The following is an 18,622-nucleotide window of genomic DNA, read 5'->3' as shown; positions in this document are numbered from 1 at the left end:
CGCCGCGCACCCGATCACGTGTGGCCGGGCCGCCCGCGCGGCCGGCGAGGGAGGCTGGAGCCATGCCGGAGTTGCCCGAGGTCGAGACGGTCCGCAGCGGGCTGGCCCGCTGGGTGGTCGGCCGCACCATCGCCACCGTGGAGGTGCGGCACCCCCGTGCCGTGCGCCGCCATCCGGCCGGGGCGCAGGACTTCGCCGACGTGCTGGCCGGACGCACGATCACCGAGGCCCGCCGCCGGGGCAAGTACCTGTGGCTCCCGCTGGACAGCGGGGACGCGGTCGTCGGCCACCTCGGCATGTCCGGCCAGCTGCTGGTGCAGCCCGCCGAGGCGGCCGAGGAGAAGCACCTGCACATCCGGTTCGACTTCACCGACGGCGGCCCGCAGCTGCGCTTCGTCGACCAGCGCACCTTCGGCGGGCTGGCGGTCTCGCCGGGCGGCGCGACGCTGCCCGCGGAGATCGCGCACATCGCGCTGGACCCGATGGACGCCACGTTCGTCGCGGCGGACTTCCTGGCCGCGCTGCGGCGCCGGCGCACCGCGGTCAAACGGGCCCTGCTCGACCAGACCCTGATCTCGGGGGTCGGCAACATCTACGCCGACGAGGCGCTGTGGCGGGCCAAGCTGCACGGGGAGCGGCCCAGCGACGAGCTGACCAAGCCGGCCGCGTCGCGGCTGCTCGGGCACGTGCGCGACGTGCTCGGCGAGGCGATCGAGGTCGGCGGCACCACGTTCGACGCGCTGTACGTCAACGTCAACGGCGAGTCCGGCTACTTCGACCGCTCGCTCAACGCGTACGGCCGCGAGGGCGAGCCGTGCCCGAGGTGCGGCTCGCCGATCCGGCGCGAGCAGTTCATGAACCGCTCGTCGTACTCCTGCCCCCGCTGCCAGCCCCGCCCGCGCACGGTGGGCCGGGCCTGACCCTCAGCCCGGCGGCCGGTCCGGGAAGGCGGGCACGGTGAGGTCGGCGTCGTCGTGCACGGCGTCGAGCAGGCCGACCGGCAGCAACATCCGGTGCGCCTGGGTGACCAGGTCGTCGATGACGCTGCGCGGCGCGCCGGCCAGCTGGTCCAGCGCCGCGGCGTCGAAGCCCTTGTCCCGGCACAGCCGCAGCCGGTCGGTGAGGATCGGCGTGATCCGGGTGCGCAGCTCGGCCTCGGGCGCGTCCCAGCGCACCCGCCCGGCCGGGTCGGTCATCTCGGCGGGGAAGCGCGCGGCGTCGGGCCGGTCGCGCTCCACGGCGGCCAGCGGCAGGTAGCAGACCGCCCGGCGGCGGGCCCGGTGCAGGTCCTCGACGGTGGACGCGGCGGTGGTGAACCCGTCCAGCACGAACACGTCCGCAGCGGTCGGCTGCGGGGGCTCGGCCAGCGACCACTGCCAGCGCAGCCGCTCGGGCATCGCGGCCGGCGGCGGGGCGTCGTACCAGTGCGACGGCCGGGCCGGCGCGGCACAGGCGACGCAGCCCAGCACGACCAGCGCGCTGACCGGGACGCGCACCCCCGCGACACGCACGGCTCTACACCGGCACCGGCACGACCGCGGACGCGCCGTGGATGGAGGCCTCGTGGGTGGCCAGGCCGAACCGCGCGCCGCGGCCGCGCATCAACTCGTGGCAGGCCGAGATCTGGTCCAGCGGGACCGAGTGCACCAGGTGCGCGTCACCGGGCCGGACACCGGACTCGGTGCCGTGCCGGTAGCGGTCCCACGGGCCCTCGTAGGTGCACAGCACCGCGCCCAGGCCGCGGTAGATCGAGTCGGTGGGGCGGCCCGGGTTCACCAGCAGTGTGTCGAAGCCGATGCGGCGGGCCGCGCGCACGGCGACGGCGACCGGGCCGATCGAGTACGGGCTGGTCGGCGCCTGGTCGAAGAAGACGCCCCGGACCGGGTAGCCGGCCCAGCGGCCGAGCTCGGCCCGCACCTGCTCGGTCGGGCGCGCGCCGAAGGCCAGGTCGACGTAGCCGAGCAGGCCGGCCCCGGCGCGGACCAGCCGCGTGGTGGCCGCGGTCCAGGTCGGGTCGAGCCCGCTGCCGGGCCCGGCGTCGATGTTGAGCAGGACGGTGGCGCCGACGCCGGCAGCCTCGATCGTCGCCCACAGCTCCGGGTTCAGCTGGGGGTGTGCGGGAAGTGGCAGCAGGGGGGTCACGCTCGTACAACGACCGATATCGGTGCGCCGCGACTACCCGGAGGTGACTGTCGGCTAGCCGACCGACCCGGCCCGCGACTACTCGCGGCCGAACTCCTGTGTCCAGTACGCCGTGCGCCCCTGGTAGGACAGCCCCACCCCGGTCGCCTGCGCGTCGCAGTTCAGGATGTTGTTGCGGTGCCCGGTGCTGGCCATCCAGGCCTCGACGACGGACTCGGCGGTCGAGTAGCCGTAGGCGATGTTCTCGCCGGCCGCGTGCCGGCGCGGGTAGCCGGCGTCCTCCAGGCGGTCGACGAAGCTGCTGCCGTTGCGCCCGGTGTGGCTGAAGTAGTCGAGGTGGGCCATGTCGGTGCTGTGCCGGCGGGCCGCGACGCCCATGCGCTCGTCGGCGCGCATCCGGTGGCAGCCCGCCCGCTCCCGCTCCCGGTTGATCAGGATGGCGACCTGGTCCTCCAGGATGGTTATCCGGTCGCTTTCGGGGCTGGTGCGCGGGGCGGCGGCAGCCTGCGCGGCGGCGGGAGGGCTCGCGGCGAGCACGCCCGGCCCGGGGGCCCGCGCCGCGGCGGGCGCGGTCCGTGACACCTGCGGGGTGATCCGCGATGACGGAGTGTCACCGGAAAGGGAGACCGTGGTGTCACCCGTACCGGTGACATGGCCAGCGCCCGCGGTGGCGGCGGAGCCGGGCGCGGCGGAGATGGCGACCGGTCCGTCCAGGGCCAGCGCGCCGCCGAGCAGGGCGGCGACCAGCGCACCCGAGCCGACGAGCGCGGGCAACCACCACAGAGGCGCACGATGCCGGCCGGCGTAACGGCCACGAGGTGCCACCGCCTGACGCTAGCAAGCCGGGGCGGTTTGTCCCCTCTCGACACCTTCCGTGATGTGTGGCGCAGGGCAACTTGACGTGACGGTCGTATCGGCGGACTATGGATACGTCGCCAGTCGCGCCCGACCGCGCTCGCCAGCCATATCCGGAGAAACATTCCGGATGGCACGGGCCGGGAGCCGCGAATAACTGGGCGCGCGTTTGGCCGGCGAACCGGCAGCGCTTCACAAGGAGACGATATGGCGAAGGCCCTCTATGGCCACGTCACTGCTGCGCCAGATCGGCGTATGCTCGACGAGGTCACCCGGTTGCGTGCCACGGTGCGGGCACTGGAGTTCGAGGTAACCCGGTTGCGTGCGGAGAACGATCGGCTGGCGGCTGCTGCTGCCGAGGCCGACGAGTTCTTCCGAATTGCCGAACCGGCTCTCACCTGAGCGATCCCCGCGTCAGCGGGGCCGTGGCCATCCACATCATGTATGCGGGTCGCCACAGCGCACCAATCCTTATGCGCGCCTCCACTCCTGTGGCGGCGCGCTTCTTTCATGTCCCGGGCCGTTTTCGAGCCACCGGCCGTTTATCCGGTGGGCGGCGTAGGGCATACGACAGCCGCACCCGGCGGCGGCGTCTCCAGGGCCGATCTCCTCGCCGGGTACCCTGCTGCTTTGACCCGATAGCATGTGCCACCCGCCGACCGGCGGGATCGCTGATGATCATTTTCGGAGCGCCGTGCACCTCAAGAGCCTGACGGTGAAGGGCTTCAAGTCCTTCGCCTCCGCGACCACACTGCGGCTGGAGCCGGGCATCACCTGCGTGGTGGGCCCCAACGGCTCCGGCAAGTCCAACGTGGTGGACGCGATCTCCTGGGTGCTCGGCGAGCAGGGCGCCAAGGCGCTGCGCGGCGGCAAGATGGAAGACGTGATCTTCGCCGGCACGTCCGGCCGCCAGCCGCTGGGACGCGCCGAGGTCACTCTCACCATCGACAACGGCGACGGCGCGCTGCCGATCGACTACACCGAGGTCTCGATCACCCGCCGGATGTTCCGCTCCGGCGAGAGCGAGTACGAGATCAACGGCGACGCGTGCCGGCTGATGGACATCCAGGAACTGCTCTCCGACTCCGGCATCGGCCGCGAGATGCACGTGATCGTCGGCCAGGGTCAGCTCGACGCCGTGCTGCACGCCAAGCCCGAGGACCGCCGCGCGTTCATCGAGGAGGCCGCGGGCGTCCTCAAGCACCGCAAGCGCAAGGAGAAGGCGCTGCGCAAGCTGGACGCGATGCAGGCCAACCTGAACCGCGTCACCGACCTCACCGACGAGCTGCGCCGCCAGCTCAAGCCGCTGGGCCGGCAGGCCGAGGTGGCCCGCCGTGCCGCGACGATCCAGTCCGACCTGCGCGACGCCCGGCTGCGGCTGCTCGCCGACGACCTGTTCACGCTGCGTACGACCCTGGACAAGGAGGTCGCCGACGAGGCGGCCCTGCGCACCCGGCGCGAGCTGGTCGAGGAGGAGTACGAGCAGGTCCAGCTGCGGCTGTCGGCGCTGGAGTCGGCCCACGCCGCCGACGCGCCCGCGCTGACCCAGGCCCAGGATGTCTGGTACCAGCTGTCCGCGCTGCAGGAGCGCTTCCGCTCGACGGCCCAGCTGGCCGCCGAGCGCCACCGCCACCTGGCCGCGCCGACCGAGGACGAGCGGTCCGGCCGCGACCCCGACCGGCTGGAGGCCGAGGCCGAGGCGGTACGCGAGCAGGAGGAGTCCCTGCGCGAGGCGCTGACCGAGGACCAGGTGCGCCTGGCCGAGGCCGTCGAGCGCCGTCAGGAGCTGGAGCGCCAGCTCGCCGGAGCCGAGCGGGCGCTGGTCGCCGCGGTGAAGGCGATCGCGGACCGGCGCGAGGGCATGGCCAAGCTGTCCGGGCAGGTCAACGCGGCGCGCACGCGCACCGCGACCGCGTCGGAGGAGATCGAGCGCCTGTCCACGGCGTACGGCGACGCCGCGATGCGCGCCGAGGCCGCCCAGGAACAGGTCGACGCGGTTGCCGAGCAGACCTCCGACGCCGACCGGGACAACGCCGACCTGGACACCGCCCACGCTCTCGCGGTCGCCGCATACGACGAGGCCAACGCCGCGGTCAAGCGCGCGTCCGACGCCGAGCGCGCCGCCGAGAAGGAGGCCACGGGCTGGAAGGCCCGCGAGGAGGCGCTCGCGCTCGGCCTCAACCGCAAGGACGGCGCGGGCGCGCTGCTGGCCCGCGGCGGCGAGGTGCCCGGCCTGCTGGGCAGTGTCGCGTCGCTGCTGGCCGTCGAGCCCGGCTGCGAGGCGGCGCTGGCCGCCGCGCTGGGCGCGCTGGCCGACGCGGTCGCGGTGTCCGGCGTCGACGAGGCGGCCGAGGCGATGCGGCTGCTCAAGATCCAGGATGCGGGCCGCGCCGCGCTGCTGATCGGCACGTCCACCCCGCAGTCGCGGTCTGACGTGGCGCTGCCGCCGGGCGCGCGCTGGGTGCTCGACGTGGTGCGCTGCGCCGACACCATCCGCCCCGCGATCACCAGCGCGCTGCGCGACGTGGTGCTCGTCGCCGACCTGCGGGCCGCGTCCGCCCTGGTCGCGGCACACCCGTCGCTGCGCGCGGTGACCGCCGAGGGCGACCTGGTCGGCGCGTTCTCCGGGGCCGGCGGCTCGGCGAAGGCCCCCAGCTACATCGAGGTCCAGGCCGCCGTCGACGAGGCCCGTGCCAAGCGCGCCGCGGCCGAGGAGTCGATCGCCGTCCTGCGCGAGGAGATCGCCGAGACCCGCGAGGTCGCGACCGGCCGCAAGCGCGAGGTGGACGAGGCCGCCGCGGCCAAGCGTGCCGCCGAGGGCGAGCGCAACGCCGCCGCCCGCCGCCTGGCCGAGGTCAGCGCCGGGGCCCGCTCCGCGCAGGCCGAGGCGCAGCGCCTGGCCGCCTCCCGGGACAAGGCCGTCGCCGCCCGCGAGCAGGACCTCGTGCACCTGGCTGAACTCGAGGAGCGGCTGATGGCCGCGGAGTCGGTGCCGGTCGACGAGGACCCGTCCACCGGCGAGCGCGACCAGCTCGCCGCGCTGGTGCCGCAGGCCCGCCAGAACGAGGTCGAGGTGCGCCTCGCGGTGCGCACCGCCGAGGAGCGTGTCTCGCAGATCGCGGGCCGCGCCGACTCGCTGCTGCGCCAGGCCGCCGCCGAGCGCGCCGCCCGGGAGCGGGCCGCCGCCCGCCGGGCCGCTCGTGAGCGTGGCGCGGCCGTCGCCAAGGCCGTCGAGTCCGGCACCCGCGAGGTGCTGGCCAGGCTCACCGGTGCGCTGGAGGAGGCCGCGGAGCGCCGGGACACCATCGCCGAGGCGCGTACGGCCCGGGAGGCCGAGCTGGCCCAGGTGCGCAACGGCGCCAAGCGGCTCGGCGACGACCTGAACCGGCTCACCTCCGAGGTGCACCGCGACGAGGTGGCCCGTGCCGAGCAGCGCATGCGCATCGAGCAGTTGGAGACCCGCGCCGCCGAGGAGTTCTCGCTGGACGTGGAGACCCTGCTCGGCGAGTACGGCCCCGAGGTCCCGGTGCCGGTGGTCCTGCTCGGCTCCACCGAGTTCGCCGAGCCGGAGCCCTACGACCGGGCCATCCAGGAGAAGCGCGCCGCCAAGGCCGAGCGCGACCTGGGCCTGCTCGGCAAGGTCAACCCGCTGGCGCTGGAGGAGTTCGCGGCGCTGGAGGAGCGTTACAAGTTCCTCTCCGACCAGCTCGAAGACCTCAAGGCGACGCGCAAGGACCTGCTCACCGTGGTCAAGGACGTGGACGACCGCATCCTGGAGGTGTTCGCGACCGCGTTCGAGGACACCGCGCGCGAGTTCCAGGTGGTCTTCCCGATCCTGTTCCCGGGCGGCGAGGGCCGGCTGGTGCTGACCGACCCGGACAACATGCTCACCACCGGGGTCGAGGTCGAGGCGCGCCCGCCGGGCAAGAAGATCAAGCGGCTGTCGCTGCTGTCCGGTGGCGAGCGCTCGCTGACCGCGGTGGCGATGCTGTGCGCGATCTTCCGCGCCCGCCCCAGTCCCTTCTACATCATGGACGAGGTGGAGGCGGCGCTCGACGACGTCAACCTCGGCCGCCTGATCACCCTGTTCCAGGAGCTGCGCTCGCGCAGCCAGCTGATCATCATCACGCACCAGAAGCGCACCATGGAGGTCGCCGACGCCCTGTACGGCGTGACCATGCGCAACGGGGTGACCGAGGTGATCAGCCAGCGGCTGAAGGGCGAGGCCGCATGAGGCGCCGCCCGGCCGAGGCCCTGCTGATCGATTTCGACGGCGTGCTGCGCCACTTCGACGCGTCGGCGTACGGCGACTTCGAGGCCCGGCACGGCGTCGCGCCCGCGAAACTGCTGGAGTCCGGGCTGGAGTGGGCCCGTCAGCTGCTGGCCATCACCGGTCACTGGACCCGGCAGCAGTGGCTGGACGAGATCGCCGCGCACACCGGCGCCACCGCGGCCGCGCTGACCGAATGGGACGCGTACCGGGGTTACGTCGACCAGACCGTGCTGGCGTTCGTACGCGAGGTGCGCTCGTCCGGCCGCAAGGTCGGCCTGGCCACCAACGCCACTGACGACCTGCACGACGACCTGGCGCTGTTCGGCCTCAAGGACGACTTCGACGCGATCGTCTCCTCGGCGGAGCTGGGCGTGCACAAGCCGTCGAAGGAGTTCTTCAAGGCCGCCTGCCTGGCCCTGGAGACGCCCGCCGACCGCTGCCTGTTCCTCGACGACACCGACCGCAACATCCGCGGCGCCCGCGTGGCCGGCCTGTCCGCCCTGCGCTTCAGCGGTCCCGCCGACCTCCCCTACGCCCGTGCCGCCCTCGGTCTCTGACCGAGACCGCGGTGCGAATTTCTCTCGGGATGTGGAATCGGTAAGGGGCGGTGACAACCGGATCTCCATGCTGCGCGTGACTACTACCGGACTCTTGACGATCTCCAGGGCCGCCTCTCGCTGAGAGAGCGATCTCCGGTTGCCGCGAGGGTGCACATGACCCGATTCGGCGAGGGGAGCGCGGCGATGTCGTCGTCGCTGGTAGTGGACCGCGTGACGGTGGAGTACGCCGCCGGAGCGCCGGTGCTGCGTGACGTGTCCGTGACGGCCGTGGCCGGCCGGATGCTCGCGGTGACCGGCCCGTCCGGCGCGGGCAAGACCACGCTGCTGCGAGCCATGGCGGGCGTGCTGCGTCCGGTCAGCGGCGCGGTGGCGGTGGACGGCCTGGCGCTGCGCGACCGCGACGACGCGGTGTCCCGGCGGGTGGTGCTGATCCCGCAGGACAACGGCCTCGCGACCATCCTCACCGCGGGCGAGAACGTGCAGGTCGTGCTGGTGGCCAACGGGTTCTCCCCGGAGGACGCCCGCCGCGCGACTGCCGAGTCGCTGGAGCACGTGGGCCTGTCCGCGCAGGCCGGGCAGCTGGTCGAGGAGCTGTCCGGCGGCCAGCAGCAGCGTACGGCGATCGCGCGCGGCCTGGCGCTGTCCGGCGCGATCCTGCTGGCCGACGAGGTCACCAGCGAGCTGGACGCCGCCAACCGCGCCCGGGTGCTCGACCTGCTGCGCGCCGAGGCCGACCGGGGCGCGTGCGTCGTGCTGGCCACCCACGACCTGGAGGCGGCTGCGGCCTGCGACGCCGAACTGCACCTGCTCGACGGCGCTGCCGAGCTGGTCCGGGCCTGACGGCCGTCCGAGCCCACCTTTCGCCGACCGTGGAAGCGCTCCCCGCGCCGTTCCGGCAGCCGGACCCCCCGAAGAGGTAACACATGCTCCGCTTGGTGCTCGGCGTGCTGGCCAGCCGCCGCAGCCAGGTCGTGACCCTGGCTGTGCTGGCCGTGCTGGCGGTCGCCGCCGGCACCGCGGCTCCGCTCTACGCCTCCGCCGCCGACCGCGCCGTGGTCGCCGCGGAACTGCGCGCGGCCACCGCGGCCGAGCGCGCCATCACCTTCACCGCCGAGATCGCCGCGGCCAACGGGTATACCTCGCAGCTCGACAGCCTGCGCGGGCAGGTCGCCGAGCGCACCGACGGCAGCGGGCTGACCGAGGTCGTCGCGGTGCACGCGGACGGGCGGGTGCGCGGCGCGTCGCCGGTCGACGCTCCGCTGTCCATGCGCGCGGACGTGTGCGAGCACCTGGTGCTCACCGCCGGGACCTGCCCGGCCGCCGCGGGCGAGGTGGCGATCAGCGAACCCACCGCGCAGCGGCTCGGCGTCAGCACCGGCGGCGAGTTCGTCTACGAGGCCCACCGGGCCCCGGAGCCGGTGACGCTGCGCGTGGTCGCCGTGTACGACCCGGCGGGACCGCTGGCCGGCGGCGACCCGTACTGGGCCGGGCGGGCCGACTTCACGCCGCGGCCGCAGCGGGCGGGCAATCCGCTGTTCGTGGCCGCACCGACGGTGGCCGCGCTCGAAGCGAGCACCCTGATCGCGACCGTGGACATGATCGCCGGGGACGAGACCTTCACCTCCGGCAACCTCGACGGGCTGACCGAGGTCGTCAAGCCCGGCATGGGGCTGGTCGGCGTACGGATCGACAACGGCCTGCCGCGGCTGCTGCAGCGGATCGAGGACACCCGGGAGGTGCTGCGCCTGGCAGCCCCGCTCGGCGCGGTGCAGCTGCTGGTCGTGTGCTGGTTCGTGCTGCTGATGGCGATCGGCTACACCGCGTCGGAGCGGCGCAGCGAGCTGGCGCTGGGCCTGCTGCGCGGGGTGCCGCCACGGCACCGGGCGCTGCTCGCGCTGGGCCCCACCGCGCTCGTGCTGCTGGTCGCCGCGCCGTTCGGGGTGCTGCTGGGCTGGCTGCTGGTGCGCCTGCTGACCTGGGCGACGTTCGCGCGGGCCCAGGACGTCGTGCTCGACGACGGGGCGGTGGTGGCGGCCGGTGGCACGCTGCTCGTCGTCATGATCAGCGCGGCGATCGCCGAGCGCCGGGTGTTCTCCGGCTCACTCATGGAGGGGCTGCGGCAGGTGCCGACCCGGCGGCGGCGGCGCGTCGGGCTGGTCGAGCTGGCCGTGGCGGTCGTCGCCCTGGCCGCGATCGGGCAGTCGTACGCCTCCGACAGCCAGGAGGGCGGGCTGCCGCTGCTCGCGCCGCTGCTGCTGGCGATCGTGGTCGGCCTGCTCACCGCGCGGGTGGTGCGCTCCGCGGCGACCCGGTTCGGCGCGTCCCGCCTGCACCGCGGCAAGCTCGCGCACGGGCTCGCCGCGCTCCAGGTGGCCCGCCGTCCCGGCGCGGACCGCCTGGTCGCACTGACCGTCGTGGCGGTGGCCCTGGTCGGGTACACGGTGAGCGCGTGGGACGTGGCCGCGGGCGCGGCCCGGGAACGGGCCGAGCTGGCGCTCGGCGCGCCGCGGGCGCTGACCGTGTACGCGCAGTCGCGTACCGCGCTGCTGACCGCGGTCGCCAAGGCCGACCCGGCGGGGGACTGGGCCATGGCGGTGACCCGCCAGGACGACCCGGACATGACCCTGCTGGGGGTGGACAGCACCCGGCTGGCCGCCGTGGCGCTGTGGCCCGACGACGCGACCGTGTCCGCGGCCGACACGGCACGGCTGCTGCGCGCCCCCGCGGGCGATCCCGTGATGGTGGCCGGCAGCGGGCTGGAATTCGACGTGAGCACCACCGCGGACTTCGGCGGCCCCATGCGGCTGACCGCCGCCCTGGTCGGGCCGGACGGAGCGCCGGTCACCGGCATGGTCGAGATCGCGGACGGAGCCGGCCGCCGGCAGTACCGGCTGGACCTGCCGGCGTGCGCGGTCGCGCCCGGCTGCCGGCTGTTCTGGCTGAGCTTCCCCCAATCGCCTGACGGCTTCGGGCTGCACCGGCTGCGCCAGCTCGGCCCGGACCGCACCCTGCTGGAGGGCCGGGCCATCGGCGCGGCCTCGCGATGGCGGCCCGAACTGGGCGCCGAGCGAGAGGTCACGGTGCTCAACTTCGACGACGCGGTGGGCCTGCGCTACGTGCCCAGCGACCCGCGCCAGATCAGCACCGACAACAGGCTGTACGTATCCGACGCGCCCGTGCCGCTGCCGGTGGTCGCGGCCGGGCCGCCGTGGCTGGCGCACACGGGTGAGCTGTCCGAGATCGAACCGCTGCAGGCGCTGCCGCGGCCGGTGGACCTGCGCTGGGTGTCGCCGGTGCTGCCGGGCGCGGGCACCGCCGGGGCGCTGTTCGACCTGCAGACCGCCGACCGGCTCAGCGGCAGCCGGGACAACGCGATCCAGCTGCAGGTATGGCTGAACGCCGACGCTCCGGCAGACGCCGTGGACCGGTTGCGCGCGGCGGGCCTGGTGCCGGTGCGCGACGAGGCGGTGCCGGAGCGCATCGACCGTTACCGCGAGCAGGGTGCCGGGCTGGCGTTGCGGCTGCACCTGGCGGCGGCGGTGCTCAGCGTGCTGCTGGTGGCGCTGGCTGTGCTCGTGCTAGCGGCGACGGACCGGCGCAACCGGTCGGCCGAGCTGGCCGCCCTGCGCCTGCAGGGACTGCCCGCCGGTGCGGCCGCCCGCGCGGGCCGCCTCGGCAACCTCGCCATGATCGGAATCGCCGCGCCGGTGGGCGCGCTGACCGCCACCGCGGCCTGGGCTGTCAGCGGCCCGGCCCGGCAGATGTTGACCGCCAGCGGGGGGCTCGCGCCGCCGGGACCGGGTCTGCCGGTCGTCGCGGCAGCGGTCGTCGCGGCCACCGCGGTGCTGCTGGCGGCCGCCCTCACGGCCGGACGTTCGCTGGCCAGGGCCACCACCGGTCGCCCCGGCAGTCAGGAGGGACAGCGATGACGGCGCTGCTGTGGGCGATGGTGCGGGCCCGGCGCGGGTTGGCGGTCATCACGCTGCTGCTGACGGCCCTGGCCGCGGCCGCCGCCGCCGCGGGACCGCTCTACCAGGACGCGGCCGCCGAGTCGCTGCGCGGGGTCGAGGTCGCGGCGGCCAGTGTGGACGAGCGGGTGGTCACCGCGCAGACTTCGGACGACCCGCGCGGCGGCGACCAGCCGCTGCGCCCGTACGTGCCCGGCATGATCACGCTCAGCGGCACCTCGGCGCAGGTCGTCGTCACCGGGGAGCAGGGCGAGGAGAACGAGCAGGGCATGTTCCTGGCCACCCGGACCGGGATCTGCGAGCACCTGACGATCGTCCGGGGGCGGTGTGCCACCGGCGAGCGCGAGGTCGTGCTGCGCGAGGACGCCGGCCGCGACCTCGACGTGCAGCCCGGACAGGACCTGGAGTTCCGGGTGCCGCCGACCGGATCGCGGGAGGAGGAGCGCGCCCCGGTGCGCCTCACCGTCGTCGGCTTCTACCAGGCGGTCCGGCTCGACGACCCCTACTGGGGTGATCGCGAGATCCTCACCGGGCTCGACCAGCCCGCCGCGTTCGCCACCGAGCGCACCGTGGCGGCCGTCGAGGGCAGCCGGATGCGCATGGTGGACCTCCTGGTCACCCCCGCGGCGTTCGAAGACATGGACCGGCTGCGCGACGATCTGGACGCCGCCGAGTCCGAGCTGGACGCGGGCGGCTTCGGCGTCGACAGCGAACTGAACAAGCTCATCGCCCGGATCAAGGACGGCGAGTCGCAGCTCGCGTCGAGCCTGCTGCTGGCGGCCGTGCCGCTGGTGATGCTGTGCTGGCTGGTCCTGTTCATCGCGGTGGCCGGCGGGGTCGAGCAGCGGCGCGGCGAGCTGGGCCTGACCGCACTGCGCGGCGTGCCCGCCCGCACCCGGTGGTGGCTGGCCACCGCCGAGACGTCCGTGCCGGTGCTGCTCGCCGTGATCCCCGGCTACCTGCTCGGATACGCGGCGACCGCGCTGCTGGCGACGATCGCGCTGCCCGGCTCGCCGCCGGTGTACCTGAACCCGACGTCGGCGCTGTACACCGCCGCGGCGGTGCTCGGCGCGCTGCTGGCCGGGCTGCTCGCGCAGGTGCGCGCGCTCACCACGCCGGTGCTGGGCCTGCTGCGCCGGGCCCGGGTGCGCCGCCGCGGCGGGCTCGTCGGCGGCGTCGAGGCGATGGTCGGCGCGCTCGCGCTGGTCGCCGGCTACCAGGTCGCGGCGGGCGAGGACAACGGCGCGGGTGGCATCGGGCTGCTCGCGCCGCTGTGTATCGCGCTGGGCCTGGGCCTGGTCGCGGCCCGTGCGATCGGCGTGCCTGCCGAGCGGCTGGGCCGCCGGGCGCTGCGCCGCGGGCGGCTGCGTACCGGCCTGGCCGCGCTGACGCTGGCCCGGGGCGGCGGCACGCACTGGGTCGTGGTGCTGCTGACCGTCGTGTTCGGCCTGCTCGGGTTCGCGCTGTCGGCTCGGGATGTGGCCGCGCAGGCCTGGCACGAGCGGTCCGAGGTGCAGGTCGGTGCGGCCCGGGTGCTGCAGGTCGAGGGGCTGCCCGCGGCCAGCCTGCTGCACGCGGTGCGCGCCGCGGACCCCTCCGGCCGGTACGCGATGGCGGCCATGCGGGTGAACGTGAACAGCGAGACGAAGCTGCTGGCCGTGGACAGCTCCCGGTTCGCGGCGGTGGCGCTGTGGCCCGACGCGTACGGCGCCACGGCCCCGGCCGAGGTGGCGAGGCAGCTGCGACCCACCGAGGTGACCCCGCTGTCGCTGACCGCGGCCGAGATCGAGATCACCGTGACGCTGGACCGGATCGAGCCGGGCGCCAAGGCGGGCCTCACCCTGCGCCTGGTGGGCACCGGCGGGGCCCAGTCCACTGTCCGGGTGGACAAACTGCTGCCGGGCACGCATGCGTACCGGGTTGCCACGCCCCCCTGCGCGGCCGGTCCGTGCCAGGTCAGGCAGCTGCTGGTGGACCTGTTCACGCCCAAGCGCTACCTGGTCGACCTGACCGTCGGCGACCTGCGCGACCTCACCGGCAAGACGTTGCTGACCGGCGCGGAGCTGGCCGGACACCACTGGCGGCTGCCGCAGACGAGCGCCGCGCGGCCCGTGCCGGAGATGGCCCCCGCCGCCGGCGGCCTGCGGGTGTGGGTGGACAGCGTGCTCACGCCGGACATGCGTGCCGCGGCCGATCCCGCGCCCGACCCGCTGCCCCTGGTCGCCGCCGGTGAGCTGCCCCCCGAGCTGCTCGGCGCCGGCGGCACGGTGCGGGTCCCGATCGTCCGGGCGGGCACGCTGCCGCTGGTGCCCCGCAACGGCTCGCAGGGCGCGCTGGTCGACCTGCAGTACGCCGACCTGCGGGTGGGCGGCGAATCGGACGCGCAGGAGCCCGAGGTCTGGCTGTCCGCCGACGCGCCCGCCGACCTCGTCAAGCGCCTGGAGGCCAACGGGCTGAAGATGCTCGGGGAGCGCAACGCCGCCGGGCAGCTGCGCCTCTACGAGGAGCAGGCCCCCGCGCTGGCGATGCTGTTCCTGGCCGCGGCCGCGCTCGTCGGCGTGCTCTTCGCCGCGGGCGGCCTGCTGGTCACCGCGGTGCTCGAACGCGGCCGGACCGACGGCGGGCTGGCGACGCTGCGCGGGCAGGGCGTCAGCGAGCGGGTGCTGCGCAGCGCGGACCTGGGCGGCCGGTTCGCCCTGGTGCTCGCGGGCACCGTGATCGGCCTGCTGGCCGCGGTGCTGTCGTGGGCGCTGGCCCGCGGCGTGTTGCCGGTGTTCGGCGACGGGGGCACGGCCGTGCCCCCGCCCGACCTGCCCGGGCCGCTGGTCGCCGCCCCGATCGCGGCGGCCCTGCTGGTGCTGTTGACAACCTGCCTGCTCGCCACGAGGGTGGCCCGCGGGAGCGAGGGAGCGACGTCGTGAAGAACTCCAGCCTGACCGGCCTGGCCGTGGTGTGCCGCCGGGTGGTGCACATCTACCGTGCCGAGGGCGGCGACGTGGTGGCGCTGGCCGGCGTCGACCTGGACATCGCTCCGGGGGAGCGGGTGGCCCTGGTCGGGCCGTCCGGCTCGGGCAAGTCGACGCTGATCGCGCTGCTGGCCGGGCTGATGCGGCCGAGCGCCGGCCGGGTGCAGATCGGCCTGGTCGACATCGGCCGGATCAGCGAGGCCGAGCTGGCCCGGCTGCGCGGCACGGACCTCGGCGTGGTGCTGCAGGGGGCCCGGCGCAACCTGCTGCCGTACGCCACCGTGCTCAGCAACGTGTGGCTGGCGCAGCGCCGTGCGGCGCACGTGCGCCCCGCCGACCTGGAGCCGCCGGAGCGCATCCTGTCCCTGCTCGGCCTGACCGGGCTGGGCCACCGCAAGGTGCAGGACCTGCCGCCCGGCGCGGCACAGCGGGCCGCCATCGCGGTCGGCATGGCCGCCTCGCCCGGCCTGCTGCTGGTGGACGAGCCGACCAGCCAGCTCGACCGGACCGCGCGCGACGAGGTGCTGGCGGCGCTGGAGGCGGTCAACACCGAGCGCGGCACCACCATCGTCGCGGTCACGCACGACCCCGACGTGGGCGCGCGGCTGGGCCGGGCGGTGACCATCCGCGACGGCCGGGTCGGCTCCGAGGGCCGCGACGGCCGCGAGTTCGCGGTCATCGCCGGGGACGGCACCGTGCAGCTGCCACCGGACGTGCTGGACGTGCTGCCGCCCGGCACGCTGCTCTCGGTCGAGCACGCCAACGGCAAGGTCACCCTGGTCACCGACGACCACTCCGTGTCCGTGCCGGTCGCGTCCGAGCACGTCTGAGACCTCCCGCGGGGTGCACGTGTCGGAATGACGACACGAGCACCCCGCGGGCCTCAGGCGGTGAGGTCGTAGCGCAGCACGGGGGACAGGCTGGTCCCGGTGGCGGTGCCCTCGATGACCACCGAGGCGGCGCGGCCACGGTGGGTCAGCGTGGCCACGGCGCTGCCGAAGTACGGCCGGTCGTAGGCCTTCCAGCGCACGCCCGGCCTGGGTACGCGGAAGAGGCGCGCGACCAGTGCCGCGGGGCCGGACAGTGCCCGCCACCAGCCCACCCGCAGCAGGGTGCGCATGACGCCCTGGATGCTCTGGTGCAGTGGCGAGCAGGTGATCTGGTGCACGACCGCGGTCGCGCCCGGGATCGCGGCGCGGGCGACGTACGAGTGGTGCACGTCGCCGCCGAGCACGCTCACCGTGGCCGGTCCTCGTACGCCCGCGATCAGGGCGGTGAGCTCGTCGAAGGAGTGCCCCACTGCGGCCCAGTGCTCCAGGTCGTACTTCTGGCGCAGGCGCTCCATGCCGGGGCGCTTCGCGGCCAGCACCTCGATCACGGCCTCGCCGTGGTGGATCGCGGGCGCGAGCAGCCACGGCAGGGAGCAGGCCAGCACGAGGTGGTCGCAGTCGGCACGGGCCTGCTCGGCCAGTTCGTCCCAGTGCTCCTGGGGCCACATCCGGCGCTCGGGCCCGTCGATCACCCGGTTGCCGCGGCAGTCGAGCATGACCAGCCGGGTCCGGCCGACGTCGACGGTGTACCCCCACGGGTAGGGGTTCGGACCGGCGGGCGTGGCGACCCGGGTCGCGAACTCCGTGAGCACTGCGGTGGCGTCCTCGCCGGCCTGGATGCGCGCCCACACCGGGTCGCGGCGGAGCTGGGCGGGGGTCAGGTTGCCGAGGTGCTGGAACAGCCAGTAGGAGGCGATGCCGGAGGTGCTGCGCTCGTCCCACCAGGGCTCGCGGCGCACCTGTGCGAGCCAGGCGGCCGAGGAGTTCCAGTCATCCATGATCTCGTGGTCGTCGAAGATCATCACACTGGGCACGGTGGACAGCAGCCAGCGGACCGGCTTCTCGTTCCACGACTCGTGGTAGAGGTGCACGTACTCGGCGAAGGTCACCACGTGCCCGTCCGGCGCGGACCGCGGCCGGGTCTGCTCGGCCAGCCAGCCGCGGGTGGGCGCGGAGAGGCCGTCGGCGTAGATCTGGTCGCCGATCAGCGCCAGCAGGTCGGGTAGCTCGGCCTGCCCGGTCCGGGCCTGCGCCAGCAGCCGGTGCCCGAGCGCCTCCAGGGCGTCCGGGTCGTGCCCGGCCTCGGTATGCGTCGACGCGCTGGCCTCACGGCAGGAGCCGAACGCGATCACCGCGTCGGCCCGCCCCGGATCGCGGATGGTGATCACAGAATCGGGGTATCCGGACAGCGGCCACACGGCCGCGCCGTCGAGTTCGACGGCGTACGCGGTCGCGCCGGCGGGCAGCCCGGCCAGCACCACCAGCCCCACATGCACTCCGAACGCCTCGAACGTGTCCGACGTCACGGTGCTGTCACCGGCTCGCACGCGCACCCGCGCGGGTTGGTCGGTCTGTACCCAGATGACCGCCTGGTCACCGTCGACGCGGCGCAGGAGCGGGCCGAGGAGGAGGTTCGCCACGCGGACATCCTCCGGGATCGGCGCGGCCGGGGCCAGGGCGGAGGCTGTCGTATCGGCGCGCGCGGCCTCCGGTGTGCGCCGGACGGCCCCAGGTTTGAGAGGATGCCGAGCATGAAAGACGCGCTCGTCCCCGTACTCGTGGTCATCGGCCTGCTGCTGCTGGCCGGGCTGACGCTGTTCCTCGTCCGCCGGCCGCGCCGCGGCGCGCTGCCGCCCACCGAGCAGCAGCGCCCGGGGATCGAGCGCGGGGAGCAGATCCCGCCGAGCGTGATCACGGCCCCCGCGCCGGAGAAGCCCGCGCCCGAGAAGGCGCCGGAGAAGGCGGCGCCGGGCAAGCCGGCCGTCGTGCCCGCGCCGGCCCCGCCCGCGCCGGGAGAGACGGCCCCGCCGGTCGAGGTCGCGCCGCCGAAGCCGGCCGAGCCGGAGATCGAGACGCCGGAGCCGACCGCGGGCCGCCTGGTGCGGCTGCGCGCCCGGCTGTCGCGCTCGCAGAACGTCTTCGGCAAGGGCCTGCTCGGCCTGCTCTCCCGTGACCACCTCGACGACGACGCGTGGGACGAGGTGGAGGAGAGCCTGATCAGCGCCGACGTGGGCGTGCAGGCGACCACCGAGATCGTGGCGAAGCTGCGCGAGCGCACCCGCGTGCTCGGCACCCGGACGGCTGGGGACCTGCGGGCGCTGCTGACCGAGGAGCTGACCGAGGCGCTGGACCCGAAGCTGGACCGCTCGCTGCACACCGGGGTCGTCGACGGCAAGCCGTCGGTGATCCTGGTCGTCGGCGTGAACGGCGCCGGCAAGACCACCAGCTGCGGCAAGATCGCCCGGGTGCTGGTGGCCGACGGTCACACCGTGGTGCTGGGCGCGGCCGACACCTTCCGCGCGGCCGCCGCCGAGCAGCTGGCCACCTGGGCCAGCCGGGTCGGCGCGCAGGTCGTTCGCGGTCCGGAGGGCGGTGACCCGGCCGCCGTCGCCTTCGACGCGGTCAAGAAGGGCATCGACGCGGGCGTCGACACCGTGCTCATCGACACCGCCGGCCGGCTGCAGAACAAGGTCGGCCTGATGGACGAGCTCGGCAAGATCAAGCGGGTGGTGGAGAAGCACGGCCCGGTCTCGGAGACCCTGCTGGTGCTCGACGCCACCGCGGGACAGAATGGGTTGAGCCAGGCTCGGGTCTTCACCGAGGTCGCCGACGTCACCGGCGTGGTGCTCACTAAATTGGACGGCACGGCGAAGGGCGGTATCGTGATCGCGGTGCAGCGTGCTCTCGGCATTCCGGTGAAGCTGGTCGGCCTTGGCGAGGGTCCCGACGATCTCGCACCCTTCGACCCAGCTCAGTTCGTCTCCGCCCTGCTGGGCGACGAGTGACGAGCCGACGAGCGACGAGCAGC

At 74.6% G+C, this 18,622-nt stretch carries 13 protein-coding genes; 9 read left to right on the top strand and 4 right to left on the bottom strand.

The genetic code is table 11. The annotated features are described in order from the left end of the window. Positions 1-62 precede the first annotated feature (62 nt). Positions 63-920 carry a bifunctional DNA-formamidopyrimidine glycosylase/DNA-(apurinic or apyrimidinic site) lyase gene (gene mutM / locus F9C41_RS29540; RefSeq protein WP_155390092.1) on the top strand — a complete coding sequence of 286 codons (858 nt, stop codon included), beginning with the start codon at positions 63-65 and terminating at the stop codon, positions 918-920. 3 nt (positions 921-923) lie between these two features. Here mutM and F9C41_RS29535 read toward each other — a convergent pair whose 3' ends face one another. The 3 genes from F9C41_RS29535 to F9C41_RS41570 all read right to left on the bottom strand — a co-directional run bounded on the left by F9C41_RS29535 (position 924) and on the right by F9C41_RS41570 (position 2,967). Then, on the bottom strand, positions 924-1,511 hold the full coding sequence (locus F9C41_RS29535; protein ID WP_155390091.1) for an endo alpha-1,4 polygalactosaminidase: 588 nt from the start codon (positions 1,509-1,511) through the stop codon (positions 924-926). A 4-nt stretch (positions 1,512-1,515) separates the two neighbouring features. Then, positions 1,516-2,142, bottom strand: a complete 627-nt coding sequence (locus F9C41_RS29530; protein ID WP_196280009.1) for a spherulation-specific family 4 protein — start codon at positions 2,140-2,142, stop codon at positions 1,516-1,518. A 78-nt stretch (positions 2,143-2,220) separates the two neighbouring features. Continuing rightward, positions 2,221-2,967, bottom strand: a complete 747-nt coding sequence (locus F9C41_RS41570; RefSeq protein WP_230690116.1) for a CAP domain-containing protein — start codon at positions 2,965-2,967, stop codon at positions 2,221-2,223. A 237-nt stretch (positions 2,968-3,204) separates the two neighbouring features. On the opposite strand from F9C41_RS41570, the gene F9C41_RS29520 reads away from it, so the two are divergent. The 7 genes from F9C41_RS29520 (at position 3,205) to F9C41_RS29495 (ending at position 15,594) form a co-directional block, all read left to right on the top strand. After that, positions 3,205-3,399, top strand: a complete 195-nt coding sequence (locus F9C41_RS29520) for a hypothetical protein (protein WP_155372087.1) — start codon at positions 3,205-3,207, stop codon at positions 3,397-3,399. Between the two features lie 292 nt (positions 3,400-3,691). Beyond that, positions 3,692-7,231, top strand: coding sequence for a chromosome segregation protein SMC (gene smc / locus F9C41_RS29515; RefSeq protein ID WP_155390089.1), 3,540 nt, complete (start codon positions 3,692-3,694; stop codon positions 7,229-7,231). Next, positions 7,228-7,827 carry an HAD-IA family hydrolase gene (locus tag F9C41_RS29510; protein ID WP_155390088.1) on the top strand — a complete coding sequence of 200 codons (600 nt, stop codon included), beginning with the start codon at positions 7,228-7,230 and terminating at the stop codon, positions 7,825-7,827. Before smc ends, F9C41_RS29510 begins: the two co-directional genes overlap by 4 nt. A 186-nt stretch (positions 7,828-8,013) precedes the next feature. Continuing rightward, the gene (locus F9C41_RS29505; RefSeq protein WP_155390332.1) at positions 8,014-8,670 is read left to right on the top strand and encodes an ABC transporter ATP-binding protein; all 657 of its coding nucleotides are present in this window, start codon (positions 8,014-8,016) and stop codon (positions 8,668-8,670) included. Between the two features lie 83 nt (positions 8,671-8,753). Further along, positions 8,754-11,759 (top strand): FtsX-like permease family protein, encoded by a 3,006-nt coding sequence (locus F9C41_RS40875; protein WP_196280008.1) that lies wholly within the window; start codon positions 8,754-8,756, stop codon positions 11,757-11,759. Beyond that, complete coding sequence (locus F9C41_RS29500) at positions 11,756-14,719, top strand: FtsX-like permease family protein (protein ID WP_196280007.1); 2,964 nt, start codon at positions 11,756-11,758, stop codon at positions 14,717-14,719. The genes F9C41_RS40875 and F9C41_RS29500 overlap by 4 nt, the downstream gene beginning before the upstream one ends. Positions 14,720-14,730: 11 nt before the next feature. Then, on the top strand, positions 14,731-15,594 hold the full coding sequence (locus F9C41_RS29495; protein ID WP_144119045.1) for an ABC transporter ATP-binding protein: 864 nt from the start codon (positions 14,731-14,733) through the stop codon (positions 15,592-15,594). A 53-nt stretch (positions 15,595-15,647) separates the two neighbouring features. Here F9C41_RS29495 and F9C41_RS29490 read toward each other — a convergent pair whose 3' ends face one another. Further along, positions 15,648-17,234: an alkaline phosphatase D family protein gene (locus F9C41_RS29490; RefSeq protein WP_230690115.1), complete on the bottom strand. Its 1,587-nt coding sequence runs from the start codon at positions 17,232-17,234 to the stop codon at positions 15,648-15,650. Between the two features lie 111 nt (positions 17,235-17,345). On the opposite strand from F9C41_RS29490, the gene ftsY reads away from it, so the two are divergent. Then, positions 17,346-18,599, top strand: a complete 1,254-nt coding sequence (ftsY, locus tag F9C41_RS29485) for a signal recognition particle-docking protein FtsY (protein ID WP_155390086.1) — start codon at positions 17,346-17,348, stop codon at positions 18,597-18,599. Positions 18,600-18,622 lie beyond the last annotated feature (23 nt).

The organism is Catellatospora paridis, from assembly GCF_009720365.1.
In the GTDB taxonomy this organism is placed as follows: domain Bacteria; phylum Actinomycetota; class Actinomycetes; order Mycobacteriales; family Micromonosporaceae; genus Catellatospora; species Catellatospora paridis.
Note: the sequence above shows the minus strand (reverse complement) of the source record. Positions and strands in the feature narration are given on the sequence as shown.